The organism is Amycolatopsis sp. BJA-103 (assembly GCF_002849735.1).
Lineage (GTDB): Bacteria > Actinomycetota > Actinomycetes > Mycobacteriales > Pseudonocardiaceae > Amycolatopsis.
This window is the reverse complement of sequence record NZ_CP017780.1, coordinates 2,113,765-2,127,098: the sequence shown is the minus strand read 5'-3', so window position 1 is coordinate 2,127,098 and position 13,334 is coordinate 2,113,765. Positions and strand designations below refer to the sequence as shown.

Genomic DNA, 13,334 nt, shown 5'->3' with positions numbered 1-13,334 from the left:
GACTTTCCGTACCCCACTCCTGCTCCGAGGAGCACCGCCATGACCACCCCCGATCTCGCCGGCTCCACGCTGACCGGCAGCACCCCGGCGTCCGGCGCCGCCAAGTGGACCTTCCGGACCCTGCTCATCCTGCTCGTCCTCGACCTGACCTACCTCGTCAACGCGATGGACCGGCAGGTGTTCGCCATCCTGCTGCCCGATATCAAGCAGGCCTACGCGCTCACCGGCAACCAGGCCGGGACGCTGTCGACGATCTTCACCCTCGGCATGGGCCTGGCCGGTATCCCGGCCGGCTATCTGGCCGACCGGATCGGCCGGAAACGGATCATCATCGCGAGCCTTCTGCTGTTCTCGATCACCTGCGCGCTGCAGGCGACGGCGGCCGGGCTCGTCGACCTGACCGTGTGGCGGATCCTGTCCGGTGTCGGCGAAGGAGCCCAGAACGCGGCGCTGTACGCCGCTGTCGGCGCGTACTTCCACCGCAACCGCGCGGTGGCGATCGGGTCGATCAATGCCGCGTTCGGGCTCGGCGCGTTCGCCGGTCCGCTCTTCGGCGGCGCGCTCCTGTCTTCGACGGGCGACTGGCGCGTCCCGCTTTACGTGTTCGGCGCGATCGGCCTCGTGATCCTCGTCGTCCTCATCTTCGCGGTGCCGCGGTCGGTGACTGAGATCGGCCGCCACGAGGAACCGCGCACCACGTCGGCACCGGGCGATGCCGTCCGCTTCTTCAACCGGCGCGTCGTCTGCTGCACCATCGCCACCGTCGCCGCGGGCTTCACCATCTACGGCTACCTCGGGCTGTATCCCACCTATCTCCGCGAGACGCACGGCTACGCTTCCGACCAGACCGCGCTCGCCGCCGGCATGTTCGGGCTCGGCGCGCTCACGGCGGTCTTCTGCGGCATCTTCGCCGACCGGTTCGACCAGCGGCTGGTCAACGTGGCCGGATTCGCCGCGATCGCCGGATGCGGGGCCGGGATCTTCGTCCTCGGCACGACCTATCCCGCGCAGCTCGTGTTCTCACTGCTGCTGGGGGTCGCCTTCACCGGGGTCGTCTACACCAACACCAGCGCGCTCATCCAGCGTTCGGTGCCCAGCGCGAAGGTCGGCCGGGCGACGGGCCTGTTCGTCGCGGCAATGTACATCCCGGCGAGTTTCTCCGGCTATTTCTTCGCGGCCACCAAAACCGCCTTCGGCTGGCAAACCGCCGGGGTCATCCAGTTGTGCGCCATCCCGGTCGTCGGCCTCGTCGCCATGGCCGCGATGGGCAAGGCGCGCGACTGACCACAAAGGACAGAAGAAGAAAGGAAGCCATGACACAGCACTACGAGCCCTACAGTGAAGTGCGTGACGGCATGCGGGTCGACTGGGATGTGCGGATCACGATGAGCGACGGGGTGACGCTCGCCGTCGACATCTTCCGGCCGGACGACGACGGGCCGCACCCGGTGCTGCTGGCGGCCAGCCCGTACGGCAAGGGACTCGCGTTCGCGGAGGGGTTCGCGTCCGCGTTCTCCGCGCTCGTGCGTGAACACCCCGAAGTGGCGGAGAAGTCGACCAGCGCGTACCAGGTCTGGGAATACCCGGACCCGGAACGGTGGGTCCCGGAAGGCTACGTCTGCGTGCGGATCGACGTGCGCGGTACGGGCGGCAGCGAGGGTGAGATCGACTTCTTCTCCCCGCGTGAGACACAAGACCTCTACGAAGCGATCGAATGGGCAGGCGTCCAGCCGTGGAGCAACGGCAACGTCGGCATGCTCGGCATCTCGTACCTCGCGACCAACCAGTGGCAGGCCGCCGCACTGTCCCCGCCGCACCTCAAGGCCATCTGCCCGTGGGAGGGCGCGTCCGACTTCTTCCGCGAGTACACCCACCACGGCGGGATCCCGTCGGAGTTCATGCCCGGCTGGGCGCCGCACCAGGTGCTGCGCATCCAGCACGGCCGCGCGGAGGCGCCGCTCAACCCGAACACCGGCCGTAAGGTGTCGGGCAAACCGGTGCGCACGGAGGAGGAACTGCGGGCGGCCGCGATCCGGATCTCCGAGGTGCTGCTCGACCGGCCCGTCGTCGACGACTACTACCGGGACCGCACCGCGGTTCTGGAGAAGATCTCCGTGCCCGTGCTCACCGCAGCCAACTGGGGCGGTATGGGCCTGCACTCGCGAGGGAACTTCGAGGGCTACCAACGCGTTTCGTCCGAGCGGAAGTGGCTGGAAGTGCACGGGCTCGAACACTGGACGGAGTTCTACACCGACTACGGCCTCGATGTGCAGCGGCGCTTCTTCGACCACTTCCTCAAAGGCGAGGCCAACGGGTGGGACGACCAGCCGCCGGTTCAGCTGCAGGTGCGCACGCCCGATGGCTTCTTCCCACGATACGAGCGGGAATGGCCTCTCGCGCGCACGGAATGGACCGAACTGCACCTCGACCTCGACACCGGTGCCTTGACCGACCGCGCTCCGGCCGGCGCGCAGCACTCGGAGTTCGTCGCGCGGTCGGAAGGACTGATGTTCACCTTGCCGCCCGCCGACCGGAAGGTGGAGTACACCGGCCCCGCGGCGCTGAAGCTGTTCGTCTCGTCCACGACCGAGGACGCCGACCTGTTCGCCACGGTGCACCTGTTCGACCCCGAGGGCACCGAAGTGCTTTTCCCGACCGCCTTCGAGCCCCACGGCCCCGTCGGCCAAGGCTGGCTGCGCGTCTCGCACCGCGAACTCGACCCGGACCTGTCGCGACCGTACCGGCCATGGCAGCGGCACACCGAGATCTCCCCGCTGGTCAACGGGCAGGTGTATGAAGTGGACGTCGAGATCTGGCCACTGTCGATCGTCGTCCCGGCCGGATACACCCTCGGGGTGTCCGTGCGCGGCCAAGACTATGAACACCACCTGCCCGGGCCGCACGAGATCGTCTACGGTCGTGAAATTCGCGGTAGCGGCGCCTACTGGCACGAGCTCCCCGGCGACCGGGACCGGCCGGCCTTCCACGGCCGGACCACCCTGCACAGCAACGAGAAGCAGCGGCCGTACCTGCTCCTGCCCCGGATCCCGCGCGGCTGAGTACCGCCTTGTCCGGTGGCTGCCGGCCCTGCCCGGCAGCCACCGGTATCACAGCAGTGTCGCTTCCAGAACGGCGAAAGGGCTGGGGGTCGGCGCGATCCGGTCGAGAGTGAAACCGGCGCTGTCGAGCAACGCCCGGTATCGGCCTTCGGTGCGTTCCCTGCCTTCCAAACGGCGAGCATCGTGACATCCATGGCTTTGCTCGGACGATCTGCGCGCCTACGAGTCCATGATGTGGATGCCCTTGCCCGGTTCCCCATCGCGACCTTGGTGCTCGCCCGGCTCATCGAAGGGTGGGGCTAGGCCGCGCGCTGCTCGGTGCCGGGCCGGCCGATACCAGCTTCGCGTGCGCGCCGTCGTAGCACCAGAACCACCGCGGCCGCACAGAGCAGGAGCACGCCCGCGGCCACCCAGACGACACCGGGAACGGGCGTCTCGTTCGGATCGTCGCGGACGAACCCGAGCTCCCCCTTCCGATCGGCCGGGCCACCGGGAAGCCGGTCACCGTACCGTTTCGCGACCTGCCGCTGGTAGTCGGCGAGGGGGACGGGCTCGCCGACGGCGTTCTGCGGCAGGCTCGCCCGCAACAACGTGACCTTCCCCGGTTCGAGGGCGTACCAGCCGTTGATCTGGGGCTCACCGAGTAGCGCGGCTCCCGGAGGGAGGGACTCCGCGAGCTCGCGTTCGTCCGCGCCCGACAACGCCGCCTCGGCCGTCCAGCCGTCAGCGCCCTGTGGCGCGACCTGAAGCGTCGCCTTCCGGCCGTCGGCAGCCGTGACCACGACGGCGACATAGGCGAGCCTTCCGGCGGGCGCACCGGGAATCCCCCGGACGAAATCCGGATTGATCGCGTAGGCGGGTATGCCCGTTCCCGCGATGCCCAGCGCTCCCGGTGCGGGAAGCCCGCCCTGTTCGAGGTTCGTTCTGGCGATGCTCGCCGCTGCCGGGGTGTGTGCCGCGGCGACGGCGGCCGAGAGCCGGGCCGCGTCGAGACGCGGTACTTCGTCGCTTCGGGCACCGGCGGCGGGTGAGAACGCCACGGCGGCGAGCAGGATCGCCGCCAGCAGGGAGATCGCTCGAACAGGACGGGCCATGACGGGTCAGCCCTTCCTGATGCCGCTGATGGTGTCGGCCCAGCTGAACGAGCTGTTGCTCAGATAGCTGTTGTAGGTACGGGTCTGGTAGCGCTGATACGACGGCCACGGGTCGCCGTAGTTGATCGTGGAGTTCCCGGCGTCGTAGCCGTAGATCGTCTGGGCGTGGTAGCCGCCGTTCGACCAGTTGATGTCCGCCATGATCGGCTGCCCCGCGTCGATCTGGCGCCGCACCTCGTTCCACGACAGCGCACTGTCCACATAGGTGGCCTGGAACCCGGTGTTGCGGAAGCCCTGGGCGATCTCGGTCATGTAGGCCGTTTCGTTCGGACAGTATCCGACCGCGGTTCCCTTGGTCTCGGCACAGAACTCGTCCTGGCTGATCGAAGCGCCGAGCGCCTGTTCGATGCCGGCGCCGTCCGCCGCCCAGCACCACATGTCGTACTTCTGTTCCAGCTGGGTGTAACGCAGGACCCGCTTGGCCGCGACAGCGTCCTTCGCCGCGCCGCTCGCGATCTTCAGGTGGGTGTTGTCCGCGACCTTGGAACTTTCGACGCCGCCGGGACGCCCGGTGTCCGTCGCCTGTGCGACGGGGGCGAGCACGACCACCGCGGCGAACGCGGGCACCATCAGGAACGTGCCGGTGACGGCACGACGAATCGCCTTCATTCTTTTCTCCATAAGGGATTTCGAGGAATGAGCACCGCGGTCCGCCTAGTTTCGGCCGACCTTTCCCCTCGATCAACCGACTAAAGTCGAATCGGATCGGCGTTTGTGCGCCAGTGGCGCACGAACGCCTTTCCTCGGCTACGGTGCATGGCACCCTTGTCCGAGGAGGCGACGATGCCGAACACCGATCCGCTCTACGAACATTTGCGCAGCCTCGGACTGCGCAAGACTCAGGCGCGGATTTACGGCGCGCTGCTGCGAAGCGGCCCGTCCACGATCGCCGATCTGGCGTCCCAGGTGGACTTGAACCACGCCAAGACCGAAGCCGCGCTCACCTCTCTGACCGCACTCGGCATGACGACCCGCGCAGTGGGCGAGGACAGCGAAACCGTCGCGCCCCTCGACCCTGCCGCCGCCGTCAAACTCCTGACCGCGCGGCGCGAAGCCGAACTGACGGCGGCGGGGCAGGACACCCTGCAGACCTACCAGCGTTATCTCAGGCACTCCCCCGCACCGGCGGGCCCGGACGCCATCGAGTTCATCTCCGACGAGATCCTGCAGGACAAGGTGTGCGAACTGGAACACAGCGCCGCGGAGCGGATCCGCCTCCTGGACACCCCGCCCTACGGCGCACCGACGATCGACAACCCGATCGAACTGGCGAACCTCCGGCGAGGCGTCCGCTACCAGGTGGTGTACGCGCGGGCATCGGTCCAGGACGCCCGGTACTTCCGTGACAACATCGCCCCGTGCATGGCGGCCGGCGAACAGGCGCGCGTGGTGGGCACGGTCCCGGCCAAGATGATGATCGTCGACGACCGCGCGGCCCTGGTCTCCCTGACCGCCGCGAGCGCCGACCGGCACCGCAACGCGATCCTCGTCCGCGAGTGTGGCCTGCTCCCCGCGTTGTGCGCGCTGTTCTCCTCCGTCTGGGATCGCGCGAGCCTGCTGTCGGAACGCGGCGAGAAGGTGGACGGCCTGCGCGAGGAGGACCTGCGCCTGCTCGGCCTGCTGGCCGGTGGCGCCACCGACGAGGTCGCCGCCCGGAACCTCGGCATCAGCAGACGCAGCGTGACCCGCAGCGTCGAGCGGCTGATGGCCGCCACGGGCTCGACCAGCCGCTTCGAACTCGCCTTGAACGTCGCCCGCGCCGGCTGGCTGTGACGGAACAAGCCGGCGATAGGCGGCCCGGTCCGGATCAGGCGCCGATCACCTGGTGGATTTCGTCCAGCACCAGGGAGACGTTGCCCGCACCCGCGGTGCGGTCGCGGTCCGAATCGTTCTCCACCGCGACGATGGTGTCCCGCTGTCCCGGTCCGGTGGCCATGATCGGGCCACCGGAGTCGCCGCCACCGGGAATGCCGGTGATCCGGCCGAGGCAGAGGTCCCGGCCGTCTCCGCCGCCCGGCGGGGTGAACCGTTCGCAGCGCGCTTGGCCCGGGGGAAGCACCCGCTGAACGGCCTCTTTGAGCACATCGGACTGACAGGTGGTCTCGTCCTCCTGACACGTCGCGCCCCACCCGTACTGCCGCACGATCTGCCCGGGACGCACGGAATCCGGAGCGGGGAGCCGGGCGGGCTTGACGTCCATCGGCGGCACCCTGATCAGCATCATGTCCGCGATCCCGACGCCGTGGGTGCTGCCGGGCACCGGCCGCACGGTCGTGCCCTTGCGCTGGTCCAGATCGCCCACCCGGAAACTGATACGGGAATCGTCGATCTGCTGTCCCGCGTCGAAGTAGCAGTGCGAGGCACTGAGGATCCACTCACGGCTGATCGCGGTCGCGGTGCAGAACGGCGTCTCGTCGACCACCATCCGGACCGCCCATGGCGCATAGGTGCTGACCGAACCGCCGATCACCGCGGAGGCGGCGGGGGCGGGGACGACCGCACCGAGCGCCACCAGCGCGGGAAGCATGACCAACCTGGTCGAAGTACGGAGCTTCATCGTGCGTTCTCCTCGGTCCTTTGTGGAACGGTGGGATCGTCCCATTCTCACCGACACCGGGAACTTTCGCGAAGGCGCGCTTTCCGCGCAACCTCGACACCGGTCGCACGTCCACTCCGGACATCGCAGGTCACCGTTGATCTTCCGGCACCACCGCCGCCGCGAAGTGCCCGGCCGGACATCGAAGTGTGTCCGGTCGTGCAACGCGCCAGCCTGACCGGCAGACGAAAGCGGGTCGCGCCATCCCTTCGCTGGCTTCAAGGTCGGGAGGCGGCCTCGGCGGCGTGGTTCTGGACTGACCTGCGGGCGCCAATCATCCCAAGAGTGTCCACAAGGGACACTCTCTGGCGGCTGAATGTCCGGTTGATGGCTAGATTTGCGGTTTTGAGGGGTCGGTCCTGTCTCGGAGTTCGATGACACCGGAATCTCATCGCAGCAGGTTCGAGCGTGGAGGATCGGGGACACTCAACGTCCCCGATCCTCCGTCGATCGAGACCGTGCCACCCCCGCAACCTCGCGAACGGCAGCCGAGTGGGGAGGATTTGAGACGTTCAACGTCCCAAATCCTCCCCACTCGCCCACATCGGCATCCAGAACAAGCCCTACAAGCCCACCGAGATGACATCAGGATCCAGTGGGCAGGCCAATACCGGTCCACCAGAACCCGAATCGCCACTCACAACCCCGACCACAAAGCGTGCATATGGGCAACAATCAGACATTTAGCCCGGCCGAAACTGTCCCTTGTGGACGCTCGAGATGTGGCCGACTCTCGTCGGACGGTCCAGATCCGCGACGCCGAAGGCTCCCCTCACCACATCGTACGCGGCTAAGGGAGCCTTCAATCCGGCACGACCCGCCCCTGAAACACCTAAACGGGACACCTGCACCACAAAGTGTCCCTTAAGGACAATCAGGAGCGACGGCTCTTGCGGCCGGTCACCTTGTTGTAGATGACCAGGACGATCACCGCGCCGATCACCGACCCGATCCACCCGGCGGGCTGGAAACCGCGGATGCCGACCGTCAGCAGGCCGAACAACAGACCGCCCACCACCGAGCCGACCACACCCAGCACGATCGTCCGCAGCAGGCCGATGTCGTCCTTGCCCGGGACCAGTGCTCGCGCGATGAACCCGGCGATCAGGCCGAACAGAATCCAGCCCAGGATGGTCCAGAACATCTTGTCCCCTCACTTCGGTCGAACGGCACTTTCACAGTACGGCGCGGAAGGACACCGGCGCCAACCGCAGCCTGGTAGGGCCCTCGTTCACGGCTCCAATCGCCGGTTGGCGTTCTCCGTCGCCTCGGTGATCTTCGACAGGAACGCGGTGACGACACGGAGTTCTTCGGGGTCGGCGGCGTGGAGCGTGGCCGCGATCTCGGTCCCGGCGAAGGCGAGGAACCGGCGGGCGTGTTCTCGCGCGGCGAGGGTCGGGCGCAGGGTGACCCGGCGACGGTCGCTGCTCTCGCGGCTGCGCTGGACGTGACCGGCGCTTTCGAGCCGGTTCAGCAGAATCGTGGTGGCCCCGGTGGTCATGGCGATCCGCCGGGACAGCTCCGCCGGCGAGAGCGGTGTGCCCGCTTCGGCGGCCCAGGTGATCTGGCCCAGCGCGTTGGCGTCCGAAACGGGCAGCCGCATCCAGACGGCGAGATGCCGGTGCATCTCACCGAAGCCGACAGCCCAGTCTCGAAGCCGCTGCATCACCTCGATCTGGATCGGTGTCCAGTTTTCGGTCAACGGGTCGGCATTGGCCATGCGAGCTCCTTTGCACCATAGTAGCTTTGCAGTAAAGCTACTACGACGGCTACCGACAGGGGAACTCGAATGACCACTCGACATGCCGTGGTGTCCGGCGCGAGCATCGCCGGACTTTCTGCCGCTTTCTGGCTTCGGCGCACCGGCTGGGAGGTGACCGTGCTGGAACGGGCGACGGCGTTTCGCGACGGCGGGCAGAACGTCGACGTCCGCGGTGTCGGCCGCGAGGTGCTCGCCAGGATGGGCCTGACCGACGCGGTGAAAGCGCAGAACACCACCGAGACCGGCACCGTCTTCGTGGACGCTTCCGGCGAAGTGCGGGTGGAACTGCCCTCCGACGGCGCGACCGCCGAACTCGAAATCCTGCGCGGCGATCTCGCCGGCACGATCCTGCGGCAACTGCCCGAGGGAGTCGAGATCGGGTACGGCGACCCCATCGCCGCGGTCCGGGAAGAGGCCGACGCGGTCACCGTGACCACGAGCGCCGGCCGGGTCCTGCGCGCCGACCTGCTGGTCGTCGCCGAAGGGGTCCGCTCCGCCACCCGCGACCTGCTCTTCGAGGGCCAGGTCGACCGCCGCGCGCTGGGCATCACCATGGTCTTCGGCACCATCCCGCGCACCACCGGCGACGACAGCCGATGGCGCTGGTACACCACGGTCGGCGGACGGCAGGTCCACCTGCGCCCGGACCACCACGGCACCACGCGCGCCATCCTCGCCTGCACGGAGGCCGAAGACCCGACCCGGCTCGACCGGGCCGAGGCCCTGACCCGGCTCCGCGACCGCTTCTCCGGCGTGGGCTGGGAAGCGCCCCGGATCCTGGACGGGTTCGACGGCTCCGACGACGTCTACTTCGACCATCTCACCCAGATCCGCATGCCAGTCTGGCACCGCGGGCGGGTGTGCCTGGCCGGTGACGCCGCCTGGTGCGTGACCCCGATGGGCGGCGGCGGCGCCTCGCTCGCGCTCGTCAGCGGCTACGTCCTCGCCGCCTGCCTGTCCGGCACCGGATCGGGCTCCCCCACCCCCGGGCTCACGGCCTACGAGAACTGGATGCGACCACTCGTCGACGACGTCCAGGGACTCCCCCGCTGGATCAAACCCTTCGCCTTCCCCCGGACCCGGTTCGGCCTGACGTTGCGCAGCGCGGCCGACAAAGCACTCATGACACCGGCACTGGCACCCCTGATGGCGAGGTTCACCAGGGTCGCCGAAACCGACCGCGCGTTGCCGTCCATCACGGCGACGGGAACGGCGACGGGAACGGCGAGGTGAACGACCCGGGCGGACACCGCGCCTGAATGCCAATTCCTCCCGGGCGGACTGTCACTCGGACGCGCGATTCCCCACCGTGAGAACCCGATTTCCGCCGGTACGTGTTTTCCACGACGTTCAGGCGAATGCGTTCCTCTATACCTGGAACCCCGTTCCGGCGTCGGAGCGGTTCTTCCGAGAGGACATGCGCAATGAAGCGTCGACCACAATGGACCGCCGCGATCGCCGGTGCGGTGATCGCACTGCTGGTGGCCGTGCCGGGAACATCGGGTCTGCCCGTCGGCGGAGTCGCGTCGGCGGCGACCGCCGAGGAAAGTCCTTACGCTCGAGGGCCTGCTCCGACGAAAGCCACTGTCGAGGCGGCCCTCGGGTCGTTCCGGATCGCGACCGAGAAGGTTCCGTCCGGGCAGGGGTTCGGCGGCGGGACGATCCATTATCCGACCGATACCGGTCAAGGCACTTTCGGTGCGATCGCGATCGCACCCGGCTTTCTCGAAACCGAGGCCGCCGTCGCCTGGTACGGCCCGCGGCTGGCGTCACAGGGCTTCGTGGTCATCACGTTCTCGACCACGAGCACCTGGGACACCCCGGACGTCCGATCGGAGCAGTTGCTCGCGGCCCTGCGTTACGTCACGGACAAGAGCCAGGCCAGGAGCCGGGTGGATCCGAACCGGCTGGCCGTCATGGGGCATTCGATGGGCGGCGGTGGTTCCCTGATCGCCGCGCAGAAGGCCCCCACCCTGAAGGCGGCCATTCCCTTGACGGGCTGGAATCCGAACACGATCTTCTCCGACCTGAAGGTCCCCACGTTCGTCGTCAGTGCCCAGAACGATTTCATCGCACCGGACGGTGCGCATTCCCGCCCGTTCTACCAAAGCCTTCCCGCGTCGTTGAACAAGGCGTACATGCTGCTCTCGGGCGCCGGGCACATGGTGCCGACCAAACCCAACGTGACCATCGCCAAATACAGCATTTCGTGGCTGAAGCGCTTCGTGGACGAAGACACCAGGTACGACCAGTTCCTGTGCCCCCTCCCGGCGAACGACCCGAAAATCGCCGCCTACCAGGGAACGTGCCCACTCACCTGAGCACCCCGGCCGCGGTGGCCTCCGGGTCACCGCGGCCCGCCATGGGCCCGGTTCTCGACCCAGACGGCCAGTTGGGTCCGGTTGGCGAAGTCGAGCTTGTTCGAGATGTGCTGCAGATGCGTCTCCACCGTGCGGCGGGCGATGACCAGCCGTGCCGCGATCTCCCGGTTGCTCATCCCGGCCGCGACCAGCCGCGCGATCTCCGACTCGCGCGGTGTCAGCGGCGGCAGGACATCCTCGGTGCCGTCGTCCCGGCGCGCGCTCGTTCCGCTCAGCGCGTCGTGCGGACTCCGCTGCCGCCCTTCGCTGAAGGCGGCGTCGAACTTGTCGTCCCCCAGAGCTTTCCGGGTGGCTTCGCAAAACTCCCGGTGGGCCGTCGACACGGCCACATCGGGCTCGGCACCGCAGCGATCCCAGAGTGTCGCGGCCGTTCCGAACAGGCCCGCCGCCCGGGTCCACTGTCCGCGCCGGGCGGAAACCCAGGCCAGACCGTCCACCCGGTATGCCGCGGACAGCACGTCCGACCCACGAAGGTCGATCTCCAGCGCCGTACGGATGGATCGTTCGCCTTCGTCGACGTCGCCGCCGAAGCAGACCTCCGCGACACCGATGCCGAACAGGGCCATCGAACGGTAGCGGTCCTCCCCCGCCTCCTCGCACTGTCTGCGCATCGAACCCAGCAGTTCCCGCGCTCCTGGCAGTTCCCCGCGATAGGCCAGCGCGACACCCTGGATGAACAGGGGGTGCATCTGACGCCGTGCGTCGCCCCGCTCGCGGAAGATCCGGACCGCGGCCGCGGCGTGGACGCTCGAATCCGGCTCGGCCGACAGCATCAGCACGAACGCCCGGGCGTGGGCGATGTACGGCGCCGCCTCGTCGTCCTCGACCGCCTCGGCCGCGGTCAGCCGCTCCTTGGCGAGCGGAAGGTCCGCGTGCAGCGCGGCGCAGAGAGAGGCGATCGCCAAGCCGCGGGCACGACCCGGGGCCTCCGGAGGGAGCACGTCGAGCGCACGATCGATCCAGTCGCGTACCTCCCACGCGGCTCCGCGAGCGACCCAGTACTCGATCATGGCGGTCGCCATCGTCAGCGCCGCCTTCCCTTCGCCGGGCGTTCGCAACGACCACGACAACGCTTCCCGGACGTCGGCGTGCGCCGCGGTCATGCGCTCGAACGCCTCGTCCTGTCCCGGTCCGAACCAGGCTCCGGCGGCCTGCTCGATCAACTCGGCGTAGTGATCACGGTGCCTGACGGCCACCGCTGGCTCATCGCCGGATTCGGCCAGCAGACGGCCGCCGAATTCACGAAGCAGCCGGAGCATCCGATAGTGGACCTTGTCCGCGCCGTCGACGCGGATCAGCACCGACTTGTCGACGAGACCGGCGACGGCGTCCAATACCTCGTTCCCTGGCCAGCCGCAGACGGCCTCGGCCGCGGACAGATCGAAGTGCCCGGCGAAGACCGAGCAGCACGCCCAAGCGGCTCGCTCGTCGGCGGTGCACAGGGAATGACTCCACTCGAGCGTGGCGCGCAGCGTCCGATGCCGCTCCACGGGAAGCCGGAGACCGGTGACCAGCACCCCCGAGCCCTGGTCGACCAGGTCGGCGATCTGCGACGGCGACAGGACGCGAACGCGTGCCGCGGCCAGTTCGATCGCCAGCGGCAGGCCGTCCAGGCGCCGGCAAAGCCGGACAACGGACGCGGCATTGCTTTCGGTGACCTCGAACGAGGGAAGAACGCTCATGGCTCGTTCCGCGAACAACCGCACCGCGTCGAACGTGAGCGCCTCCTGGGGCGTGCCGGCCTCCTCGGGTGGAACGGAAAGGGGCTGGATCGCCAGAATGTGCTCGCCGTCGAGCCCCAGCGAGCACCGGCTGGTGGCCAGGACCACCAGATCCCGGCAGTCGCGAAGCAGTGCGGCGACCAGGTCGGCACTACCGACCGGCAGATGCTCGCAGTTGTCCAGCAACAGCAGCGATCGCCGGGGCCGGAGGTACGACACCACGGCCTCCAGGTCCGTACGACCCGCGGTGTCGTGCAGACCGAGACTGTCGGCGACGGCGCGCGCGACCAGTCGCTCGTCCCGTAGTTCGCCCAATCCCGCGACGGCCACGCCTCCGGGGAAGTCACGGGTGAGCGAACTGGCCACCTGGGCGGCCAGCCGGGTCTTGCCCACGCCGCCGGTACCGGTCAACGTGACCAGACGGCCCACGTCGAGCAGCCGTCGCACTTCGTCCTCGTCCTCCGCACGACCGACGTAGCTCGTCAGTGCCCGCCGCCGGCCCTCACCGTCGCCCGCCATCCGCCTCATCGCCCACATCGAAGCACGTTCACCGGGATCGCGTATCCCCCACGCCGAAGGCACCGGCGGACAGGAAGCCGTGTCCATTAGTACCTCGATCGCGTGAGGCGCCGTGTACTCGCGTCCGGATCATCCATCATGA

12 protein-coding genes are annotated in these 13,334 nt (G+C 68.3%); 5 read left to right on the top strand and 7 right to left on the bottom strand.

The window, feature by feature from the left end; genetic code table 11:
• The first annotated feature begins 39 nt into the window (after positions 1–39).
• Together BKN51_RS09265 and BKN51_RS09260 are read left to right on the top strand one after the other, a co-directional pair.
• Complete coding sequence (locus BKN51_RS09265) at positions 40–1,284, top strand: MFS transporter (RefSeq protein WP_101607260.1); 1,245 nt, start codon at positions 40–42, stop codon at positions 1,282–1,284.
• A gap of 29 nt (positions 1,285–1,313) precedes the next feature.
• A complete protein-coding gene (locus BKN51_RS09260; protein ID WP_101607259.1) occupies positions 1,314–3,059 on the top strand; it encodes a CocE/NonD family hydrolase in 1,746 nt (581 codons plus the stop codon).
• 48 nt (positions 3,060–3,107) lie between these two features.
• Here BKN51_RS09260 and BKN51_RS44660 read toward each other — a convergent pair whose 3' ends face one another.
• The 3 genes from BKN51_RS44660 to BKN51_RS09250 form a co-directional block, all read right to left on the bottom strand.
• The gene (locus BKN51_RS44660; RefSeq protein WP_255414910.1) at positions 3,108–3,230 is read right to left on the bottom strand and encodes a hypothetical protein; all 123 of its coding nucleotides are present in this window, start codon (positions 3,228–3,230) and stop codon (positions 3,108–3,110) included.
• Positions 3,231–3,358: 128 nt separating this feature from the next.
• On the bottom strand, positions 3,359–4,153 hold the full coding sequence (locus BKN51_RS09255; protein WP_101607258.1) for a hypothetical protein: 795 nt from the start codon (positions 4,151–4,153) through the stop codon (positions 3,359–3,361).
• Positions 4,154–4,159: 6 nt separating this feature from the next.
• Positions 4,160–4,822, bottom strand: a complete 663-nt coding sequence (locus tag BKN51_RS09250) for a papain-like cysteine protease family protein (RefSeq protein WP_158255810.1) — start codon at positions 4,820–4,822, stop codon at positions 4,160–4,162.
• Between the two features lie 174 nt (positions 4,823–4,996).
• Here BKN51_RS09250 and BKN51_RS09245 point away from each other — a divergent pair, with 174 nt between their 5' ends.
• Complete coding sequence (locus tag BKN51_RS09245; RefSeq protein ID WP_158255811.1) at positions 4,997–5,986, top strand: TrmB family transcriptional regulator; 990 nt, start codon at positions 4,997–4,999, stop codon at positions 5,984–5,986.
• 34 nt (positions 5,987–6,020) lie between these two features.
• Here BKN51_RS09245 and BKN51_RS09240 read toward each other — a convergent pair whose 3' ends face one another.
• From BKN51_RS09240 to BKN51_RS09230, 3 genes are all read right to left on the bottom strand, one after another.
• A complete protein-coding gene (locus BKN51_RS09240) occupies positions 6,021–6,770 on the bottom strand; it encodes a trypsin-like serine protease (RefSeq protein WP_101607255.1) in 750 nt (249 codons plus the stop codon).
• A gap of 913 nt (positions 6,771–7,683) precedes the next feature.
• Positions 7,684–7,953: a GlsB/YeaQ/YmgE family stress response membrane protein gene (locus BKN51_RS09235; RefSeq protein ID WP_101607254.1), complete on the bottom strand. Its 270-nt coding sequence runs from the start codon at positions 7,951–7,953 to the stop codon at positions 7,684–7,686.
• An 87-nt stretch (positions 7,954–8,040) separates the two neighbouring features.
• Positions 8,041–8,529, bottom strand: coding sequence for a MarR family winged helix-turn-helix transcriptional regulator (locus BKN51_RS09230; RefSeq protein WP_101607253.1), 489 nt, complete (start codon positions 8,527–8,529; stop codon positions 8,041–8,043).
• A 69-nt stretch (positions 8,530–8,598) separates the two neighbouring features.
• Here BKN51_RS09230 and BKN51_RS09225 point away from each other — a divergent pair, with 69 nt between their 5' ends.
• Together BKN51_RS09225 and BKN51_RS09220 are read left to right on the top strand one after the other, a co-directional pair.
• Positions 8,599–9,804, top strand: coding sequence for an FAD-dependent oxidoreductase (locus BKN51_RS09225; RefSeq protein ID WP_101607252.1), 1,206 nt, complete (start codon positions 8,599–8,601; stop codon positions 9,802–9,804).
• A 191-nt stretch (positions 9,805–9,995) separates the two neighbouring features.
• Positions 9,996–10,892, top strand: coding sequence for a poly(ethylene terephthalate) hydrolase family protein (locus tag BKN51_RS09220; protein ID WP_101607251.1), 897 nt, complete (start codon positions 9,996–9,998; stop codon positions 10,890–10,892).
• A gap of 26 nt (positions 10,893–10,918) precedes the next feature.
• On the opposite strand, the gene BKN51_RS44770 is transcribed toward BKN51_RS09220, so the two are convergent.
• Positions 10,919–13,210, bottom strand: a complete 2,292-nt coding sequence (locus tag BKN51_RS44770) for a LuxR C-terminal-related transcriptional regulator (protein ID WP_269467468.1) — start codon at positions 13,208–13,210, stop codon at positions 10,919–10,921.
• Positions 13,211–13,334 lie beyond the last annotated feature (124 nt).